Source organism: Francisella halioticida (assembly GCF_002211785.1).
In the GTDB taxonomy this organism is placed as follows: Bacteria; Pseudomonadota; Gammaproteobacteria; order Francisellales; family Francisellaceae; genus Francisella; species Francisella halioticida.
Map to the genome: position 1 here is coordinate 1680094 of NZ_CP022132.1, position 20462 is coordinate 1700555.

The following is a 20462-nucleotide window of genomic DNA, read 5'->3' on the forward strand; positions in this document are numbered from 1 at the left end:
GCTACTCTATATCTACTTTATTTTGACCTGACTGTTGAATTTCTATAACACCTCCATAAATACAATTTAGTTTACAGTTATTCGTTAATGATGGTATTCCACATATTTTTACTTTAGGACTCCCAGGAGACCATGGAGTAGCTATAGCTGGTATGCAAGGCATTGGCGTTAATACACCTAATGCTGCAGATGTAGCAGATGCGACTGTTGGGTTAGCCAAACTTAAACACATTCCAAATGTTGGAATATTAATCATTGGTACAGTATCTGTAATAACTGCTGCAAATTTTTGACTAGAACTAAACGGCTTAGGCAAAACTATTAGATTCGATAGAGCTTGACCAAAGCTACACTTAAGTTGAGCCCCTAAACAAACTTGTTTTGACATATACTTCTCCTGTACTTACAAATAGTTAATTATTAGATAGCTACAAATTAAGCAAGATAATGAAGCTAGTTTTACTAGATTTAATGTCTTTAAAAAAGACATCTTAAACTTATTTTTAATTCTTGAATACTTATCTACTGGAAGCTTCAAAGGAACATAATCTATTATCAAAATTTTTAGCTGTCTTAAATATAGACTTCTCTCAAAATAATTGTCTGAATCATACATACCTTTATAACCATGAATAAGCAAATAATAATACACCCAATAAGTATCAATATAGGCTTGTGATTTTTGCACTAATAGATATTCTAAATATTGATAGTAAACCTTGCCCGCTTCTAATGTTTTAAATAAACGAGTTTGCAGCATTTCATAATCATATCCGGAAGATATTCCCTTTATATTCAATTTTTCGTCACAATATGCTGCCAAAGCAAATGTGATTAAATGTGATTGACTATACTTGCCCTCTTCACGATTTTTATCAACAAGTAAAAGCTGCAATGCTAAAATATCTTTATATAAAGTCTCAACATATTGATAAAAACTGCTATCATCTGTACTTACATAAGTATCAACATCATTGATGATGCTATAGAATTTTAACTTCCACATTTATGAAACCTCCATTACATTATTTTTTGAAATATTAACCCTTTTATCCTTCTCATTATCTGGATTAATATAAAACTTCCAATGTCCTTCACTTGGTTTTTTCTTAAATAAGAAATAGACTGATATACCTTCTTTTTCTGATTTTTTTATAGATATTGACTGCTTACCTTTGTTTGGGTATATCAAGGTACTATTATTTTTCTTATCCTTTTTAAGGTAACTATCATATACAATGCCAACATTACTGTGCAAGTAATTAGACATTTGTTCTTGTTTAATAATGACGTAAAAAGGCTGACCATCATTACTTAATTTATCTGGCTGTACTATTAAGTTAAAAGTTGAGCTTACACACCCTGATAAAATTAAGAATAGTGTTAATATTAGGGCTAACCTTATGCTTTGAGAAAAGGTATTTCTGATTTTAATATTTTTCATTTTTTATAACCTTATATATAATATTTCCTGATAAATTTTTTCTATTTAACGTATCTCCTAAGTTTAGAGACTCTAAACCATTATCAATCACTAATAGGATATATTTAAAGAAAATGTGAAGATCAAAAGCCAAACTTGTAAGCTTCCCCTCTACTTCTTCATAAAGTTTACTAAGCTTTTCTCTTGATTCTTGTGCTAACATTCTAAACGTAATCTTGCCAGTTATAATCGCTGAACTTTCTATATATGTTTTTAATAATAGTTGATTTAATTTAGCAATCCCTAAAATGCTCCCTCTAGTCTTATCAATGTACTTCAGATCAACACTAATTCTATATCTACCTAATGATTGACGAATAAACTGCTCTATCGCTGAAAGAGACTTATTATCATAGTCATCTTTAGAAAAAAAGATATCTCCATTACGATAGATATGGCTTTGATAAGTTAGTAACTCAGGATAAAGAGCGTAGTTATAGAATGTTAACCATTTTTCTAATATCTGACTCTTAAGGCTTTTAGTTGCAGCAATATCTAAACAGTTTTTAAGTATTACCAAATTTTTAGAATCTTTTTTTAATAACCAAAGATTAATCCAAATATTTATTACTTTGTCTTCTACTACAATTTCTTTAATAATATAAATAGCATTATCTTGTTTCCAGTTTGCATTCCAATATTTCACATGATTTGGATAATACTCATCTATATAGCGAATACAATTTTTATAATTACGTGGGAAAGACATCATTGAAAAACCCCTTTTATTCTAAAGTTATGTTTAGTATTTTTCTGCAAAAACATCTCAAGCTGCCCAAGATAAAATGTGACCCAATCATGATAACTTTCAGGAATACTCTTAAAATACAAAGATACTTGCATCTCTTCATTTACACTTATGTCATTAAGCCATGGTTGGATATCAACTAATGCTGATATGTCTGTAAATTTCAGTAATCCTTTCCAATCTTGTAGCTGCCATCTATGAATATATGGTATTCTAAGGATTTTTAATAAAGGCTCTATTAAGTAGGCTTCAGAAGTAGATTCAGAAGTTGTGATTAGACTTTTAACTTCTAACTTATAGGTAGATATATTTTGGTTTAACCATTTGACTCTCGCTTTATGATATTTATTCATCAATGCTTGATCAAGCTTATGACTAACGTATATATCTGCAAAAATAGTTTTATTAAAAACTTGAGAAATTTGATTAAACTCTAGACCAACCTTACCATTTTTATAAATAACTTTATAATCTATAGGAGCTAGAGGTTGCTTATCTACATATACAGTTAATACTTCGTGAATATAAAAATCTATAGCTACTTTTTCTTTATCCTTTAACCAATATACTTCATAATCTCCATTCATAACAAAACTATCACTAATAGTCTGATATTGATTAATAACTGGTATTAGATTTGTATGAAATAAGTCATTTAACTGCTCTTGATATAGCTCTTCAATAAAAAAATCTTGAACTAATAACTTTATAGATCTAATCTTCTGTGAGAAATGTTGATGTAAATCTATATTGACTCTAAACTGTAACCTAGGATCAGCTAAGTTTTGACGAAACTTGTGATTAGAGTGTTGTAAATAGTCATAACCACAATTTATATCTACTGTTTTTTCAAATACAAAATCATCAGAAAACTCTATTTTTAAAGAAAGCTTATCTATTTTATTTAGCTTTGTATAAATATTAACAAGTTGTTCTACAGACATAGAATCAGAATGTAGCCAAAAACTAAAACTACTATCTTGTAGACTAAAGTATTTTGATTTAGCTGAAAATGTTAACTCCATTCCTTGAATTTTATTTTCAACGCTAACTACATCAAACGGCAATATTCGTGTAGAAACTGATGAGTATAGAATTTGTTGCTGCTCTAATATTTCTATTCCCACTTGCTGTTCTATATCAATATAACTACAATCGTCCTCTAGATAGCAATCTGCTATTTTAATATAACACCCTTGAAATGTTGGGGTTAACATATGAGGAAAGTGAGTTTTTACCTTAGAAGAATATAAACAGCTTGCATAATTTTTAAAATCTTTTTCCACTTGTGTCTGTAGCTGATTAAGAGCACTCATCATCTCCTTTAAAGTAACATTTTTATTCAATGATAGTTCATTCATAAAACACCTACCAAAATACTATTTAATTAAACCAAATGTCTGAATACTCAATATCAAACGAAACTTTCGTATTATTGTTATTAAAATTCCAAGAAAAAGTATTACCTTTATGGTCTGCTGACTTTAATAACTTCCAAAAAGACCAGCTACCATCTTTTGATTGCTGCGCTATTAAAGCTTTCTTATCACTAATTAGAGCAATTGATGAAATCTTATTTAACCACCATTGAACTTCAAAAATTTGCTTAGCTCCTCCAACGCCTATATCAGAAATACTATTTTTACCAATTGATAAAATACCTTCATAATAAGACATTTTTTTATCTTTAAAGAAATACCAAAAGTTTTCAACATAGCTATAGCTCGGTAAAAGCTCTGATGTTATTAAAGTAAATTTAATAGGTTTTGGTTTACCATTAGCATCCCAAAGAAGCCCAGATAATTTTTGTACCTTTTTATACTCTCTAAACTGCTTATTTGTAAGCCATTTGTTTCCATTATAATTTTTAATTAGAGTTGCGATCTTTGAATAAGATTCCCAGAACTTTCCTCCTTTACCAATCATCTTTGTTAAGGTATCTACACTTATCTGCTTATCAGAACTCTCTTTAAATGGAAAAGAGTTAAAAACTTTGTTATATATTACTTCTAAGTTTTTATTCCAATAATTTTGAACATATTGCTGTAATAATTTAGTTGTTACTTGCTCACTAACTACAGTAGGTTGAGAAAAAAGCTTATTAACTTTTGGTGTCGCCTTAATAGATTTCAAAAGCCCATTCATATCCTTCTCAAAAGGATGTTTATTATTTTGATAAAGATCTATCAGTAGTTCTGGATTTAATTTTACTTTATTTAAGAGATCAATATGTTTATTCATAAGTTTGTTATAACTTTCAATATTATGATAAAAGTTGTTAATTCCTTTAAAGCTATCATCCGACATGGATACATTTTTAAGCTGCAAAATATTTTTTTGGATAGCTGATAATGAAGATTCTAAATTTGATAATTTATTAATTTTTTTTAATCTTGATATCAAAGTATCTATATCGCTAGAATTAACCTCAAATGCCTCGATAGCCTTTTGATAATAGTAGTTTTTATAAGCTTTTACATATTTATCTAATGATGACTTAAATTCATTATATATAGGATTAATATTAACTCCTATCTGAGCATATGTCTTAACAGTATTTGAAAGTTCCAAATTAATGGGCTTTACACTCTTTTCATAGAAGCTATAGCTATAGTAATATTTATGCTGCTTAAGTGAATTTAGATAAAATTTATCACTAATATTTTGTAACATAAAGCTAGCTAATTTTTTATCCCACGGTGTTCTAGCTAATTCTTTTATACTATTTATAATCTTAGATAGCTTATTTACTTTATCTTCAATACTTCTTTCATTTATAACTGGTTCAATAACATCTCTAAGCTCTAAGTACGTAATAAAATGATTTAAAGTTAATCTTTGTTCATATGAAAGAGATATCTGATTATTTAACCTAGAATCATGTATATAAATATTTAAATCATGATCATTTAAAAGCTGATCTAATAGGACTAGTTCTAAGGCTCTATTTATTATTGTTTTATCTAATGAAATTTTTTGAGGTTTTTTTTGCCTAAATATCTGCCTAATAAAGTTATCTATATACTCAATTGTTTTATTATTTTGCTGACCGTCAAAAGGTAAATCATATATACCTTTAGTATTAGTTCTTTCATGATCGATCTTTAACCATACACTTAAAACATTCTCATGAATTTTAGTTACTTTAGACCATAACCATAGATTATCTGAAATTGATTCTCTTACATTTGGATCTGCTATCTGATTTTGAAGAATATTTAAGGCTAATTTTTGTATAGGATTATTAGATTTAGCCAACACTCTAAGTATTACATGAGTGTATATAAACTTTTCCCATAATCTATCTAAACGTTTCTTTCCCGCATTATGATAGGCTAAATCTACAATAAAACTATTATAAAAAGCATCATTTAAGCTACTATAGTAGTTTTCTAAATTAATCTCACTTAAGTCTCCTGAATACTTACAGGTTAAAGGTATTTGGTTAGCTATACTTTTAATATTATTTTTGATCTGATACCAGCCAGCAATAAAACATCCTGTCAATATAAACATAGTTATAAAACAAATCATTTTCTTTAGCTTTTTTGTAAACTTATGAGTAGAATATGCTTTCTCAACCAATCGACTCTTTAATAATTTATCTCTCTTAAAAAGATCTATACCAAATCCTCTATACTTAGCCACTTTATTAGATATTTCTGCTTGTAATAAATTAATAAAATACTCATGGCTAAGGCAATTATGTAAAAAACAATATAAATCTCTAATTTGTTCAGAACTAAATGGTCGCTCATTTAAATAAAGTTGTTTGTCAGTATATCTAGTGGTAGCTACATCAAACCATGATGGTGAAGGTTTTTCATTTGGCCAAAAATTTGTAACATTAGCAAGCAGTGTATATTCACACCATGTCTTATAAGCAATATCATCATCTTGTTCAACTATATTTACTACATAATTAAAACTACTAGATAAATATTTAGAAATATAAGTGAAACACTTATTAATAGGATCTATTAAGTTAGTTAGATTGGTTTTATTGAGCTGATCATCCACATTGACTATAACTAGATTCACACATCCTTTAAAAACCTTATTAAATAAACATAAAATGTCTACTTCTTTAATATTTGACTCATTTAATTTCTCGGGATTAATATAAAGCCTAAGCTGATTTGCTCCTAATTCGAAATAAATTCCAAACTCATTTTCTATTTTGAGAGAATTATCAATCAATATATTTTTCTTTACAAAATATAACCTAACTTTCTGCCATAAGCCTAATGATCGATAGAACTCAAGATATATCTCATTAATAGCATTCACTTTAAATAATTTAGCAAAAAAGCCGTTTATTTTACCAAAACCTTTTTTATAGAAAAGTAACCTTTGGATTAGCTTTTTATACATTTTGATTATTACTATTAATATAACAACCACCACGATACTTATAACTAAAATAGATAAAATATTTTGTTTTTCGAATATTAAGCTCATTTTTTATTCCTCACTATAAACCAGAGACATTTGGCTCTTATCAGATATAATTTGGGTTTTATTACTTGAAGTCTTTGAAAATATTTCTAAAGAGCCTTCTTTTAGTTTCTGATTTTTTGCTTGATGTATAACTCCTGCAGAATCATTGCTACCAAATACTACTTTATTAATTTGAGAATCCTTACTAAAGGTTTTATCCTGCATACTGTGCCACATAACTCTGTCAATAGAGCCACTTTCTTGACTTAAACTGATTGCTACAGGAGTACCCTTACGAAGAGGAATGACTTCATGATCCTGTAATATAAAATATGGTAAAGTTATATAAAATGGCTTTTTGGAAGTGCCATTTAGGTCTGGTGGTAACTTCACAATATAAGAAAGTTCCTTGTTTGTGCGATCACTCATTAAGAACGATGTTTGTTTCGAAGCAACAAAATCTGCACTAGTATCTTTTTGAGAGGTGGGATTATCACCTTCTGTGACGAAATATATAGTATCTTTACTAGAATCGTTTAAGTCATCAATCCAGCCATAAATACTTAGATCTTTAATAGATTTATCAAAGTCTGGAAAAGATAATGCTAGAGTATCTGCAGAGCACACTTGTGTTTTAATATTGATACCTTGTTTTAATTGATAATCAATACTGGAAATATCTTTATCAGATGCACAGGTTGTATATATAGATTCCTGCCCAGCATATATAGTTATCTTCTTATAGTTTTTAAACGATATCCTTGCTCTAGAAATCACTAAATCTCCAGTATATTGAGGCAAGATTTGTTGATATGATTTTGGTAAAGTAAATTTATTTTTTGGCAATATAGTAAACTCTTCAGGAAAGCGACCCCACTCAAGATTTGTACATTTTAATTTTTTCCCGGTATTATCAATTTCTTTTTTATAAAATTCTTTAGCACTTTTAAGCTGTGTTGATGGCACAGGATAACCAAATACATGATCTTTTGACACTAACACACTTTTACCTGATGCATATATGCTAATAGAGGATTCTTCTTGCGTTGTCCAATGCTGATTTATCAGGTTAGTATTGCTAAAACTATAATCTCCTATTTGGTTTACAATTTTTATAATTATACCTACGGGAAGTTCCTTACTTTTGGCTTTATTAGGTTCAGGTTTAGTTAAATCGACAATACTATAACTAGGATCCTTACTTGAATAATCATAAATTAGCTGCAACTGATAGTGTCTCAATGTATAAAAGAAAAAATCATAAAAACTACGTCTTGGATAATCACAATTTACACATATCCAATTATATTGAGTATCAAGAATCGTAATATCTTTACTAATATGAATATTGCTAATGTTTAATAAATTATTAAAGTTCTTAAATATGCTATCGAACACTTTGACATAACTAGACTGGGGATATACCTTAACTGGATAATGCTGCTTAGCAATAAATGCAAAGACATCTGTAAAAAATAGTTTACAAGACAAATAATGTCTGACACCTATAGAGCTATCAACTTGACTTATTTGATCTGTTAGTTCTACAGCATCATTTTTAGTAAGATCAATATAACCCCGAACACTCCAACCATTATATTTATTAGGCTTATAATTACCCTTACCACTTTCATCTATATCTTCTTGATAAGCCAACTCAACTACAAATTTATTTTGATAGTTAGCTAAATCACTCCATAAATTTTCCTTCTCAAGGTTATATGGAAAATTAAATGATAATTCTCCACTAAACCCATACAGTTCAAAATCAATACTCAAATCTTTAATTTGACTTGTATGTAAATATTTTATTTTTTTAGTATTTAAAGATAAGTCTTCATTTAAGAGAGTAATACTAACTTGTAACCGTCCATTAGTAATACTTCCTATCTGCTTACTAGCAAACCATCTATTATATTTCTGTGCAAACTTAAATTCTTCAATGCTATTAGGCGAGCTATAATTAAACAGAGATTTAAGATATTCAACCTCTGCTACTGTTAACCCATCGAACTTAATTTGATCAACCGATATATTATCTAAATTATTAAACATATACATCACCAGTCTGGCTTAGCCTGTTCATCATCATCCAGATTTGTATCATACTGTTGATGATCATCTTTAATCGTATGATTAATCTCTCCAATTAATATTTCTTTAATGCCATCTAATGAATCATCTGTACTAAAGGTTTCCGGATCACTATTAAACATTTGCGATAACATTAACCATAATGGATGATTAGAAAGGCTTAACTGATGCATTAATTGATCATGAGCACTTGCAGTATCTCTAAGGTATGGATAGAGTATCTCAGGGAAATATTTGGTAGGATCAAATTCTTTTAGAGATGAATCGATGATTTGATAAACAACAGCAGCTTTAAGCCATGATTTTTCACTTACAAGTTTTCGATAAATTTTAATATTACGTAATAATTTACTCCACTGATCACTTACATAAATATTATTAGAACTTAAAGAAGAGTCTTCATATTCTTCTTTAATATCACTTATATCAGTATGTTGTGAAGAGTCTTCATATTCTTCTTTAATATCACTTATATCAGTATGTTGTTCATCCTCAGTTGTATCTGTTTCTTCAGCTTCCCGCATAACTCGAAAAGTCTTATAAATATCTTTGAGTTGATAAAGCTGACTCGTATTTATCGATGGTAAGCTTATTTTAATGAATAAAATATACTTCTCAAAACTACTGTCTAAAGCTAATTTATCCCCATTAAAATAAATATTAGCATTTGATCTTATGAACTTAGCATGAGCAAACATATTCGTATGTAGCCATTCAATAACTGCTAAATAAACTTTAGAACGAATCTTACCTTCTTCAATTTTTTCTAAGAAAAACTTATGAATCTGAGTTAGCTCAGTAAGAGTTTCACTGTTGACATCGAAACTAGTAGAGTCATACCAGTAGCCAAATTCAGCATATATGACATAACGAGGATCCAAACATCCTTTATTAATTTGCTCTAAAGATGCGTCTTTGACATTTAAATATTTTTCATGTTCTAAAGCCGCATATATTGGTTCAAACTCACCTACCTCTGCTTTATAATAAATTTCTTTTTCATTTATTGCTTTATTTATTAGATCTAGTACCATTTTTATTTCACCCCACTAATAAAAATTTATACTTCTGCTATATAGCATATTAATAGATAGAATTATCTAAAATATTTATAATTTGTAACAATTTGTTGCATCAACATAATAAATGACAAGTTGTTTTCCCTAATTTGAACCAACAAAATTAGATAATCTAACTAAAGAGTAAACTGTCCCTGTTCAATACCACCTTATAAAATATTTTTATTCCTTGCTTTTATGCAGCATCTAAAATACCAGAATATACTTCATCAGGAGTCATATATCCAATACTAGAATGTAGTCTTTCATTGTTGTAAATATCAATATATTCTTTGATACCTACTTTAGCCTCTTTCATAGTTATATATGATGCAGGATAAACATTTTCATATTTCAGTGTTCTCCAAAATCTCTCAATTGCAATATTATCTATAGATCTTCCTTTAGCATCCATAGATATATTTATTTTATTATCAGATAATATTTTAATATGCTCTTTTGCTGTATATTGAGTTCCTTGATCAGAGTTCAAGATATCAGGTTTACCATATTTAAATAACGCTTCTTTTAACACACTAGTTGTTAGATGTGTATCCATAGTATTAGAAATCTTCCAAGCTAGTGTTTTCTTGCTATGCCAATCTATTATGGCTACTAAATATGCATACCCACATTCTAGTCTAATATACGTGATATCAGCACTCCATACCTTATTAGCTTTATCTATAACAACCTGATTCGTCTCATTTTTAAATACATTAAGTAAGTATGGATATTTCTTGTGTTGCTTATTAATGACAGTTGTCTTTTTTTTAGGATACAATGCCTTAATACCCATGAATTCCATAGCACTTTTGATTAGCTTCCTTCCAACTAGAAATCCTAATCTATTTAGCAACTTTACTAGACTTCTCGTACCATAATATGGATGTTTAGTATGTATCAAATCTATTGCATTTAATAGTTTAATATCATCATTACTACTAAATTTTGATATTGGTGTATAATAGTAACACTCTTAGATACAGATAATAGTTTAAGCTGATTATTTAAAGATAATTCTAGCTTAGTATCTACAGAGTTTACTCTATCATTTGATGATACCAAGCTTTTTAGCTTTCCCATTAAAAAATCCCTCTCTACTATTACCTCGACTAGTTTTTTACTTGTTGCATCTTTATCTTTTCTAAGCTCATCTATTTCCTGCTTATACTCCTTAACAACAGAGCTTTTATCAAATGCTAAGCAAGCATTAGATAAAAATTGCTGCTTCCAATTATGCACGTTTTTAGGAAGTAAATCATACTTACTTGCTATCTCATTAACTGTCATATCGCCTTCTAGCAATTCTATAATTACTTTAGCTTTAAAATCAGCTGTATACGTTACTCTTTTTTTACTCATTTATCTATTTCCTAATTTATCTAGTTAAGTTTAACATCTAGGAATAAAAATATTTCTAAAATTAGTAGCTTTTTCTGGGGACATTATAGAGCTTAAAGTATGAGTTTTCAACAAACCCAGCATAACTTGGAATATTTTGAAAGAACTCTTTCCAATAGAGACATATAAAGTCATCATAGAATCTTATTATTAAAATTTATTGAAAATAATATAGCTTAGGTAGGAATTAAATATTTAAAATGATTTATTGAAGTAAAATGCAAACCATGAAAAGAGGTACTATTTAGCTTTGGTGTAGCCTAAATCCATCTACTCTTTTCAAGAAAATAAATACTATAAAATTCAATAATAAAATCTGTAATAAATCAACATAACTTTTCTATTAGAGAAACACAATATTTATTTAACTTTTCTGCAGAATCCTTAGAGGTAGTTTCAGTATAACATCTAAGCTCTGGAGCATTACCAGAGGGTCTTAAGTGTAAAATATCCTTATTTACAAAAGTAATCCTAACACCATCTGTAGTATCTATATCCTCAACACTAGTATTACTATTAAAATACTCAGATATTATCTTATCTAAAAGATCAGATTCACCTGCCAATATTGATTTTAATATATCTTGACTTTTTTCAGTTGCAAAATCATCAATTTTACTACTCGCTGTATACCGTGCAGGTAAATCAAACTGTAACTCTGATATAGTTTTATCAGAATTTACTGATAGCATAAGCACAGCTAACATCGGTATCACAGCATCTCGAGAAGGTAATGCTTTTAGAGTAGCATTTTTTATACAAATATCTCCTGCTTGTAAAAAACCTCCATTTGCTTCATAGCCAACCACACTACTATAACCATCTAAGAGTAATTGATTCATTGCAGCAATTACATATGGCGAACCTATTTTCGTCCTGACAATATTATTGAAATATCCTATCTCCTCAACTACCGTATTACTACTAACAGGTGTTACAACAGATTGCATCTGTAAATATCTAGCTGTCAAGACACCCAAAACATCTCCCTTTAACCAATTTCCATATTCATCACTAACTAACGGCCTGTCAGCATCACCATCAGTTGAAACTATACTATCAACCTTATACTCTTGAGTCCATTTTTTCGCAAGTTTAATATCTTCACTGCGAATAGCTTCAGTATCCACAGACACAAACTTTTCGGAATAGCCTAATAATATAACTTTAGCACCCAACTTCTCTAAAATTTCTTTTAGTATTTCTCGACCAACAGAAGAATGTTCATAGAAACCTATAGTTTTGCCCACTAAACAATTTCTAGGGAAAAAATCTATATATCTTTTTATATATTGAGAATATGCATCTTGACAGACCTTAGGTAATTCTGTTTTTTGCAAAAACATTCCTTTTTCATCAAAAGAAGGAACATCAAATTTCACAGACTGATTGACTATTTTTTTTTCATCATCCTTAAGAACTTCTCCATAAGGAGTATTAAACTTAATACCATTTCTATTTTCTGGAATATGACTACCAGTAATCATAACTGAAGGAATCTGATTAGAAACCCCATATAACATCACAGCTGGTGCTGATATTTGACCACAATATACAGGCTTATAACCACTATCTATTACAGCCTGGATAACTGCTTTTGTGATCCTTGGACTACTTTCACGAAGATCCTGAGCTATAGCTATCTCAATACCTTTCTGTAAATTGTATTTCTCCTCTAAGAACTGAATAAAAGCTTTTGTATACAACCAACAGATCTCATCTGTCATAACGGATACAAGTCCTCTAACTCCACTGGTACCAAATTTTACGCCACTAGATTTGATTATATTTTCAATAGCAACTTTTTTCATTTAAATTCCTGTAGAAATATTTTCTTATATTTTGTATAACTTTTTGATACCAACTGTTATCAATTCTAACAATATCGTCTTCACTTATATATTCACCAACCTGCGCTTCTATAAGAACAACTGGAATTCTACCATTATTTTCAAGCCTATGAGCTTCACCAATTTTTAGATAATGGCCATAGCCTTGAGCCTGATCCTCCAGATAAAATAACAGGCGTTATCATCTTAAAACTAAATTATCTTTAATATTTATTAATTATATAGGAATATTTTTTCAAATATCAGTAATGCTTAGACTTTATTTACCAGGTTACGGACTTTTATATTTAAGTCTATATCAAAAATCTTTCTTTCAATTCAGTAATTTTCTTATAACTTTATTGATTAGCTATTAATAAGACTTTCATTTTCAATGCATAGTATTTTGCTAGATACTATTTTTTTGTAAAATCTCTGTTATTGAACTTTTAAAACAAATTGAATATATTATTCCACAGTAATTAATTTGAATCAGCAGACATAACACTTAACATTAAATTTATTCATATTTTTTTACGAAGAATTTTCAAAAAATGTAGAGTTGAACTAAGAAAATAATGCATTAGTGGAATTTCATTATTAAGTAGAAGATCTGCTAACATACAAATACCTTTCCTATACCCAATATCTGAATTTCTATTCGATATGGAATTATTGTGAACTCTATAATTAAGTAACCTCTCTTTTAAAATACATATATTGTTACCTGATAATTTCATATCTATCCAAAATCTCCAATCTTCGATTGCAATATAATTTCTTTGTTCAATAAATCGAAGCTTTGGAACCCCTCTAATCATTACAGAGTTTATATTTATAAAATTAGTATAAAATAATTGATTCTTGCTATTTACAAATAATCTGAGAAATCCTCTAGTTCTTTGATTTTTGAATTTACCAATTAACTTACTATTCTCATCCATTTTGTTAGCCAAAGTATGTATAATATCACATCCCTTATTATTCGCTAAAAAAGTCAATTGTGATTCTAACTTAGATGGAAGCCATACATCATCGGCATCTAAGAAAGCAACATAATCTCCTTTAGCATTATCTAGCCCAACATTTCTTGGCTTTGCTGGCCCCCCAAAATTATATTTTGACTCTAAAAGTTTTATTCTAGAATCTTTTTTTACATACTCTTTAACAATATTTAGGCTATTATCTGTTGAAAGATCATCAACAATTATCATCTCCCAATTTTTATATGTCTGATTTATAACACTATCTATAGTGTCTGTTATATAACTCTCAGAATTATATAATGGCGTAATTATTGTAACTTTTTCATTACTATTTCCAACCATTCTCTCTACACTCATCTATATAATTTTCCAAACTAATTTGCGGCTTCCAACCTAACGCTATTGTTTTATCACTTATAACACTTGCTATCATTCGATTACCTTTTCTAGGTGGTAACATTTTAATATCTCCACCAAAGAGTTTTGCAACCTCTAAAATAGTGTAACTCTTAGGATTTGCTATTCCATATTCATCGCCATAGCCATACTTACCTATAAGAACAAGCGCTTTAACGGTATCAGTTACATGAGTAAAGTTTCTCTTCTGGTTACCTGGTTTAACAATTGTTAGAAGATCTTTATTTTTCATCTTCTCTTTAAACAATGCTATTAATGTGGCATATTTACCAGTATTAATTTCTCTTGGACCATATACGTTATAAAAATATGTGATTACATAATCTATACTAAACCATTCACCGTAATTTTTAACAAGTAGCGTATTAGATGATTTACTCCATGAGTATGGACTTGCATTTGAATTTTCTCCATTATCACCAAATTTTGTACTACTACCTGCATATAGCAACCTACATTTATGCTTTCGTACAAACTCAAGCACTGCTAATGTACCATTTTTATTAAAATCTAAGATTTTTTCAAAATCTTCGAAACTTTGTTCAACTCTCGAATATTCACCTAAATGATATATCATATCTGGTGAGAATGTGATTAATGAAGCAATATCTAAACTACTACCTTTTATATAATTCACACCAGTCACATGATTTTGCTCACTCCCTGTAAAATAGTTATCTAAAGAATACACCTCATTACTATCATCTTGTAACAATATTTCACATAAATGTGTCCCAATAAATCCTGCACCACCTGTGACCAATATTTTTTTTCTCATTATGTCAAAGCCTTATATATCACTATTAAAAATATCTCTAGTATATACCTTATCTATAACATCAAGCAACGTCTCATCAACTCTATTCGCAACAATAAGACTCGACAATATTTTAAAACTATCTAGATCATTAACAACTTTTAGTCCTCTAAAATTATTTTCTTTCAAAACTGGCTCATATATAACTATATTTACTTTTTTTACCTGTAATCTATCAATAATATCTAGTATAGCGCTATATCTAAAATTATCGCTTTCTTGTTTCATTATTAGCCTATATACACCTACGATCTTAGGCTTTTTAGAAATTATTTGATTAGTTATGAATTCTTTTCTTATTTCATTAGAGTCAACTATAGCATTTATAAGTGCATTTGGAACTTCTAAAAAACTTGCTCTAAGTTGCTTTGTATCCTTAGGAAAACAATATCCACCATATCCAAAACTTGGATTATTATAATATTTTCCAACTCTTGGATCTAACCCAACACCTTCTATAATATCTTTTGTGCAAAGGTTAAATTTTTCAGAATATGAATCTAACTCATTAAAGTATGCAACCCTCATAGCTAAATATGAGTTGGAAAATAATTTAATTGCTTCTGCTTCAGTAGAATTAGTATATAACACCGGCACATCTTTTTTTATAGCTCCACGAACCAATAAGCCAGCAAATATCATAGCTCTATCTGACTTATCACCTACAACGATTCTACTTGGATATAAGTTATCTAATAAAGCTTTACCTTCCCTTAAAAATTCTGGTGAAAATATAATATTTAACGCATTAAACTTTTTTCTTACTTTTTCTGTATATCCAATAGGGATTGTCGATTTAATAACCATTATTGCATCTGGATTTATCTCTAGAACATCAATTACTACACGCTCTATACTTTCAGTATCAAAGCGATTTGTAACCGTATTATAGTCTGTTGGTGTAGATATAATTATATAGTCAGCATCTTTATAAGCTTCTTTTATATCTGATGTCGCTTTAAGGTTTAGCTTTCTATTTTTTAAATACTCATCTATTTCTTTATCTTCTATTGGTGATAATCTGTTCTGAAGCATCTCGACTTTTTTACAATCTATGTCATAGATAATTACTTTATTATGCTGCGCTAAAAGTACAGCATTTGATAAACCAACATACCCTGCACCAGCTACTGTCACCTTCATATATATAATTCCTTTATCTTAATCTCTTAATATTTTTTTACATATCATATGTTTCAATGATACTCCCTTTTTATCTTTCAAAGTTGGCATATTTGTATCTATATACTCTACCAGCTCAAAGCCGGAGTTATGCAAAGCTTTTTTCCAGTACCATAAAGGGTATGCTCTATCTCCAAGATATGGATCATATTCAAAACCAGATGCAGAAATTTTAGGAGAATTCTTCTCATAAAGCCTTAAAGCAACCTTTAATATTGTTTTTATAAATGAAAGCTTCAATCTAGCAATATACCTAAAATACTTTTCTGGAGTCTCATTTAATAAAATTAATGTTCCTCCTTTTTTTAACTTAGTATTTAACTCTACTAATAAACTTTCCAGGTTCTCAGCATGGTGTACAGCAGCAGAGGCTACAATTATATCTAAGGAATCATCTTCCAACAAAAGTGGAGAAAACATTGCCTCAATAGGAATTATCTTATTCTGCTGACCTTTTAAAATACTTACAACTCCAGGTAAAATATTGAACAAATAATTTTTACTGGAATCTAAAGCTAATATTGTCTTTACATTTTTAAATTTTGATAAATATGCACTTAGCCAACCGCCTCCGCAACCAAGATCTAATACTACAGAATCTTTTTTATTTATATATTCACTCCATTTTATTTCTTTTACTGCTTCCAAATAATTACATTTCTGACATACTTGCTGAAAATATATATTTGAATTAGTGTTCCAATTTTCTACTCCTGAACTCCTATCAGATAATATATTATCCCATTGAGCTACATTATTTTGGCATTGCTCTACTATCCAATTTTGACTAATCATAATCCTTCTTTATCCTGTTTTAAGTACCATTGAACTGTTTTCTTAACACCTGTATCAAAGCACTCATCTGCTTTCCAACCTAGCTCCATTTTAATTTTTGTTGCATCAATTGCATATCTTCTATCATGTCCAGCTCTGTCTTCAACAAAAGTAATTAATTTTTTATAACTATTCTTTCTTGGGACTTCTTTGTCTAAAATATCACATATTGTATTAGCTATCTGAAGAGTAGTTTTTTCATTCTCTCCACCTATATTATAAACCTCACCTTTTTTACCTTTATGATAAACCAAATCAACTCCTCTACAGTGATCTAAAACATAAAGCCAATCCCTAATATGTTTTCCATCTCCATATATAGGTATATTCTTCCCTGCTAAAGCTTTCCTTATAATTGTTGGTATTAGCTTTTCATTATGTTGCCTAGGTCCATAATTATTAGAGCAATTAGTAATAACTGTATTTAATCCATAAGTTTCATGATATGATCTGACTATCATATCACTTGATGCCTTGGAAGCGGAGTAAGGAGAATTAGGCGCATAAGGAGAAGCTTCAGTAAACAAACCTTTTTCACCTAGTGTCCCATACACTTCATCTGTTGAAATATGATGGAATTTACAACTCTCATATCCTTTTTTATAAACAAATGGCTTATCCATCCAATAATTATATGCCACATCAAGCAAAGTATATGCTCCATTAATATTAGTTTTAACAAACATATCTGGGTTTTCAATAGAATTATCAACATGAGACTCTGCTGCAAAATTGATTACACCACGAATATCATAGTTCTGAAATATAAACTCTATCAATTCTCTATTACATATATCACCTTTAATAAAATGATATTTTTTTTTTAACTTACAGTTCTCCAAATTTTCTAAACGACCGGCATAAGTCAACATATCTAGATTAACAATGTTATATTTAGGGTATTTACCTAAAAAATAATCTATAAAATTAGATCCTATGAATCCAGCTCCCCCTGTTAAAAGGATACTTCTTTCATTTTTCATAATAATACTTAAACACCTTAAACAGTTTATTTTTAAATTCATTTTCAAAAAAAATAGTTTTATTACATAGAGTATTCTCTCTAAACTCTAATAAATAATCTTCAACTTCGCCTAATGTTACTTCAAATGACTTACCTGCTTCCATGTAGTTTAATTTGTCATTTTGTATTGAAATACATTCATAAAAATCGCATACTATATCTTGTACATAAACATATGTTATTTTAATACTTCTATCATAAATATTAATAGGAATACCATTTATAATGTTATATATCCATGTACTAATTGCTGAATTATAGTTTGGTTTACACCCCTCACCGAACACATGAGGAAGACGATATATGTAACTTGAAATACCATTTTCTATTGAATATTTTTTAACTAATTCCTCAGCTGCTTTTTTACTTATCCCATACTGTCCACCACTTGATCTCTCAGCATGAATAGTTGATGATAGCAATATAGGCTTCTTTCCATAATTAACAAGATTATCAAGTATATATTCTGTTAAAGTAACGTTTGATAATACAAAAGATTCTTCTGTAGACCTTGGCCTTACCTCACCAGCTAAATGGAAAATAAAATCACATGATTTTAATTTTTTTTTCAAACTAGTAAGACTATGTATTCTATTATGCTCTATAACATCAACATTTCTATTCTTTAAATAGCTAGTTAGGTTTCTACCAATAAACCCACTTGCTCCAGTAACTAAAACCTTATTCATAATAATCAGTTCCATAATTAAACAAATTACTGACTTCTGACAAAAGAGGAAGTATTTTATCTTTAGGAGATATTATAAGATTTGATATATCATTTCCTTTCCAATCAATATTAAGCGTATGATCATTAAAAAGTATTCCTCTTTCAGCAGTAGGAGTATAGTAATTATCAACCTTATATGAAAAAATCGTATTATCCTCTAATACCAGAAATCCATGAGCGAATCCTCTAGGTATCAGAAGCTCATTCTTATCTAAATCATTAAGTTCAACCGTTAAGCTTTTTCCAAAAAATGGAGAGCCAACTCTCAAATCAACTATGATATCTAAAATTTTTCCCTTTATCACACGAATCAATTTTGTTTGCGAAAAAGGAGGAAGTTGATAATGTAAGCCTCTAAATACTCCTTTCTTACTTTTTGATTCATTATCTTGGCAAAACTTAATATTAATACCCATTTCTTTTTTGATTAACTCATCTCTAAATGTTTCAAAAAAATACCCTCTATCATCAGCATATATTTTTGGAATTAGTATTTTAACATCAGGTATTTCTGTTTCAAGAAACTCCATAGATTTTCCCCTGTCTTGCTCTACTAACTAAATACTTACCATAATCTGTTTTACTTAAAGGTTTAGCTAAATCAAGTAATTGTTCTCTTGATATATATCCTTTTTCATAAGCAATCTCTTCTAAACAAGCTATTTTGAGAGACTGTCTATTCTCTATAGAATATACAAACTGACCAGCTTCAAGCAATGATTTATGTGTTCCTGTATCTAACCACGCGAATCCTCTACCCATAGTCTCAACTTTCAATCTCTCTTCATTAAGATAATCTTGATTCACAGATGTTATTTCAAATTCGCCTCTATCACTTTTCTTAACTTTTTTTGATTTTTCAATGACATCATTTGGATAAAAATACAATCCTACAATAGCATAATTAGTATTAGGTTTCTTGGGTTTTTCCTCTAAAGATAAAACCTTTCCATTATTATCAAATGTCACTACTCCATACCTTTCTGGATCATTAACATAATACCCATATACTGTCGCATATTTATTTTCTTGAGCATTTAAAATTCCTTTAACTAATAGTTTTGATAAACCATGCCCATAAAAAATATTATCTCCTAATATTAAACAAACACTATCTTTACCAATAAAGTTTTGTGCAATTGAAAAGCTTTGTGCCAAACCTTCTGGCTTAACTTGTATTTGATATTTTAAGCATATACCTAAGGATTCACCATCTCCTAAAAGATCTCTATAAATACCAATATCTTCAGGAGTGGTTATAATAAGAATTTCTTTGATACCAGCTATCATTAATGTGGATAATGGGTAATAAATCATTGGCTTATCATATACATTAAGCAGATGCTTATTAACACCACGTGTCACCGGATACAATCTAGTCCCACTGCCGCCAGCTAATACAATCCCTTTCATAAA

At 29.1% G+C, this 20462-nt stretch carries 20 protein-coding genes and 1 pseudogene; all 21 read right to left on the reverse strand.

The annotated features are described in order from the left end of the window. Nucleotide 1: 1 nt before the first annotated feature. The 21 genes and pseudogenes from CDV26_RS08965 to rfbA all read right to left on the reverse strand — a co-directional run bounded on the left by CDV26_RS08965 (nt 2) and on the right by rfbA (nt 20459). A complete protein-coding gene (locus CDV26_RS08965) occupies nt 2-388 on the reverse strand; it encodes a DUF4280 domain-containing protein (RefSeq protein ID WP_088772983.1) in 387 nt (128 codons plus the stop codon). A gap of 15 nt (nt 389-403) precedes the next feature. Further along, entirely contained in the window at nt 404-1006 is a 603-nt protein-coding gene (locus CDV26_RS08970) for a DotU family type IV/VI secretion system protein (RefSeq protein WP_088772984.1), read from the reverse strand. Beyond that, the gene (gene iglE, locus CDV26_RS08975) at nt 1007-1444 is read right to left on the reverse strand and encodes a type VI secretion system lipoprotein IglE (protein WP_088772985.1); all 438 of its coding nucleotides are present in this window, start codon (nt 1442-1444) and stop codon (nt 1007-1009) included. After that, a complete protein-coding gene (locus CDV26_RS08980) occupies nt 1431-2192 on the reverse strand; it encodes a hypothetical protein (RefSeq protein WP_157671565.1) in 762 nt (253 codons plus the stop codon). The genes iglE and CDV26_RS08980 overlap by 14 nt, the downstream gene beginning before the upstream one ends. Next, the gene (gene iglH, locus CDV26_RS08985) at nt 2192-3592 is read right to left on the reverse strand and encodes a type VI secretion system baseplate subunit TssF/IglH (RefSeq protein WP_088772987.1); all 1401 of its coding nucleotides are present in this window, start codon (nt 3590-3592) and stop codon (nt 2192-2194) included. The genes CDV26_RS08980 and iglH overlap by 1 nt, the downstream gene beginning before the upstream one ends. A 22-nt stretch (nt 3593-3614) precedes the next feature. Beyond that, complete coding sequence (locus CDV26_RS08990) at nt 3615-6692, reverse strand: hypothetical protein (RefSeq protein WP_088772988.1); 3078 nt, start codon at nt 6690-6692, stop codon at nt 3615-3617. A gap of 3 nt (nt 6693-6695) precedes the next feature. Then, on the reverse strand, nt 6696-8726 hold the full coding sequence (locus CDV26_RS08995; RefSeq protein WP_088772989.1) for a hypothetical protein: 2031 nt from the start codon (nt 8724-8726) through the stop codon (nt 6696-6698). Nucleotides 8727-8731: 5 nt separating this feature from the next. Further along, on the reverse strand, nt 8732-9799 hold the full coding sequence (locus CDV26_RS09000; protein WP_088772990.1) for a type VI secretion system protein IglI family protein: 1068 nt from the start codon (nt 9797-9799) through the stop codon (nt 8732-8734). Between the two features lie 220 nt (nt 9800-10019). After that, entirely contained in the window at nt 10020-10781 is a 762-nt protein-coding gene (locus CDV26_RS13245) for an IS3 family transposase (protein ID WP_338029176.1), read from the reverse strand. After that, nucleotides 10742-11188 carry a transposase gene (locus tag CDV26_RS13250; RefSeq protein WP_245806430.1) on the reverse strand — a complete coding sequence of 149 codons (447 nt, stop codon included), beginning with the start codon at nt 11186-11188 and terminating at the stop codon, nt 10742-10744. Before CDV26_RS13250 ends, CDV26_RS13245 begins: the two co-directional genes overlap by 40 nt. A 365-nt stretch (nt 11189-11553) precedes the next feature. Next, nucleotides 11554-13038, reverse strand: a complete 1485-nt coding sequence (locus CDV26_RS09015; RefSeq protein WP_088772991.1) for a phosphomannomutase — start codon at nt 13036-13038, stop codon at nt 11554-11556. A gap of 52 nt (nt 13039-13090) precedes the next feature. Beyond that, nucleotides 13091-13210, reverse strand: a pseudogene (locus CDV26_RS14060) (hypothetical protein); the annotation flags it as partial. After that, nucleotides 13194-13262 (reverse strand): sugar phosphate nucleotidyltransferase, encoded by a 69-nt coding sequence (locus CDV26_RS14065; RefSeq protein WP_157671667.1) that lies wholly within the window; start codon nt 13260-13262, stop codon nt 13194-13196. The pseudogene CDV26_RS14060 and the gene CDV26_RS14065, both read right to left, overlap by 17 nt. 318 nt (nt 13263-13580) lie before the next feature. Beyond that, entirely contained in the window at nt 13581-14399 is an 819-nt protein-coding gene (locus tag CDV26_RS09025) for a glycosyltransferase family 2 protein (protein ID WP_088772992.1), read from the reverse strand. Further along, nucleotides 14371-15237 (reverse strand): NAD-dependent epimerase/dehydratase family protein, encoded by an 867-nt coding sequence (locus CDV26_RS09030; RefSeq protein ID WP_088772993.1) that lies wholly within the window; start codon nt 15235-15237, stop codon nt 14371-14373. Before CDV26_RS09030 ends, CDV26_RS09025 begins: the two co-directional genes overlap by 29 nt. A gap of 12 nt (nt 15238-15249) precedes the next feature. Continuing rightward, nucleotides 15250-16419, reverse strand: coding sequence for a nucleotide sugar dehydrogenase (locus CDV26_RS09035; RefSeq protein WP_088772994.1), 1170 nt, complete (start codon nt 16417-16419; stop codon nt 15250-15252). An 18-nt stretch (nt 16420-16437) separates the two neighbouring features. After that, complete coding sequence (locus CDV26_RS09040; protein WP_088772995.1) at nt 16438-17253, reverse strand: class I SAM-dependent methyltransferase; 816 nt, start codon at nt 17251-17253, stop codon at nt 16438-16440. Beyond that, nucleotides 17250-18317: a dTDP-glucose 4,6-dehydratase gene (gene rfbB / locus CDV26_RS09045; RefSeq protein ID WP_245806431.1), complete on the reverse strand. Its 1068-nt coding sequence runs from the start codon at nt 18315-18317 to the stop codon at nt 17250-17252. The genes CDV26_RS09040 and rfbB overlap by 4 nt, the downstream gene beginning before the upstream one ends. Continuing rightward, nucleotides 18265-19005, reverse strand: a complete 741-nt coding sequence (locus tag CDV26_RS09050; protein ID WP_157671567.1) for an NAD-dependent epimerase/dehydratase family protein — start codon at nt 19003-19005, stop codon at nt 18265-18267. Before CDV26_RS09050 ends, rfbB begins: the two co-directional genes overlap by 53 nt. After that, nucleotides 18998-19576, reverse strand: coding sequence for a dTDP-4-dehydrorhamnose 3,5-epimerase (rfbC, locus tag CDV26_RS09055; protein WP_088772997.1), 579 nt, complete (start codon nt 19574-19576; stop codon nt 18998-19000). The genes CDV26_RS09050 and rfbC overlap by 8 nt, the downstream gene beginning before the upstream one ends. Next, a complete protein-coding gene (gene rfbA / locus CDV26_RS09060) occupies nt 19563-20459 on the reverse strand; it encodes a glucose-1-phosphate thymidylyltransferase RfbA (protein ID WP_088772998.1) in 897 nt (298 codons plus the stop codon). Before rfbA ends, rfbC begins: the two co-directional genes overlap by 14 nt. Nucleotides 20460-20462 lie beyond the last annotated feature (3 nt).

What these genes read in the sequence shown, in the direction of transcription:
- CDV26_RS09000 (WP_088772990.1), bottom strand. Translation starts at nt 9,799, where the DNA reads ATGGTACTAGATCTAATAAATAAAGCAATAAATGAAAAAGAAATTTAT.
- CDV26_RS09040 (WP_088772995.1), bottom strand. Translation starts at nt 17,253, where the DNA reads ATGATTAGTCAAAATTGGATAGTAGAGCAATGCCAAAATAATGTAGCT.
- iglE (WP_088772985.1), bottom strand. Translation starts at nt 1,444, where the DNA reads ATGAAAAATATTAAAATCAGAAATACCTTTTCTCAAAGCATAAGGTTA.
- CDV26_RS09015 (WP_088772991.1), bottom strand. Translation starts at nt 13,038, where the DNA reads ATGAAAAAAGTTGCTATTGAAAATATAATCAAATCTAGTGGCGTAAAA.
- rfbA (WP_088772998.1), bottom strand. Translation starts at nt 20,459, where the DNA reads ATGAAAGGGATTGTATTAGCTGGCGGCAGTGGGACTAGATTGTATCCG.
- iglH (WP_088772987.1), bottom strand. Translation starts at nt 3,592, where the DNA reads ATGAATGAACTATCATTGAATAAAAATGTTACTTTAAAGGAGATGATG.
- CDV26_RS09050 (WP_157671567.1), bottom strand. Translation starts at nt 19,005, where the DNA reads ATGAATAAGGTTTTAGTTACTGGAGCAAGTGGGTTTATTGGTAGAAAC.
- CDV26_RS08970 (WP_088772984.1), bottom strand. Translation starts at nt 1,006, where the DNA reads ATGTGGAAGTTAAAATTCTATAGCATCATCAATGATGTTGATACTTAT.
- CDV26_RS08965 (WP_088772983.1), bottom strand. Translation starts at nt 388, where the DNA reads ATGTCAAAACAAGTTTGTTTAGGGGCTCAACTTAAGTGTAGCTTTGGT.
- CDV26_RS13250 (WP_245806430.1), bottom strand. Translation starts at nt 11,188, where the DNA reads ATGAGTAAAAAAAGAGTAACGTATACAGCTGATTTTAAAGCTAAAGTA.
- rfbB (WP_245806431.1), bottom strand. Translation starts at nt 18,317, where the DNA reads ATGAATTTAAAAATAAACTGTTTAAGGTGTTTAAGTATTATTATGAAA.
- CDV26_RS09025 (WP_088772992.1), bottom strand. Translation starts at nt 14,399, where the DNA reads ATGAGTGTAGAGAGAATGGTTGGAAATAGTAATGAAAAAGTTACAATA.
- CDV26_RS09035 (WP_088772994.1), bottom strand. Translation starts at nt 16,419, where the DNA reads ATGAAGGTGACAGTAGCTGGTGCAGGGTATGTTGGTTTATCAAATGCT.
- rfbC (WP_088772997.1), bottom strand. Translation starts at nt 19,576, where the DNA reads ATGGAGTTTCTTGAAACAGAAATACCTGATGTTAAAATACTAATTCCA.
- CDV26_RS08980 (WP_157671565.1), bottom strand. Translation starts at nt 2,192, where the DNA reads ATGTCTTTCCCACGTAATTATAAAAATTGTATTCGCTATATAGATGAG.
- CDV26_RS08995 (WP_088772989.1), bottom strand. Translation starts at nt 8,726, where the DNA reads ATGTTTAATAATTTAGATAATATATCGGTTGATCAAATTAAGTTCGAT.
- CDV26_RS08990 (WP_088772988.1), bottom strand. Translation starts at nt 6,692, where the DNA reads ATGAGCTTAATATTCGAAAAACAAAATATTTTATCTATTTTAGTTATA.
- CDV26_RS09030 (WP_088772993.1), bottom strand. Translation starts at nt 15,237, where the DNA reads ATGAGAAAAAAAATATTGGTCACAGGTGGTGCAGGATTTATTGGGACA.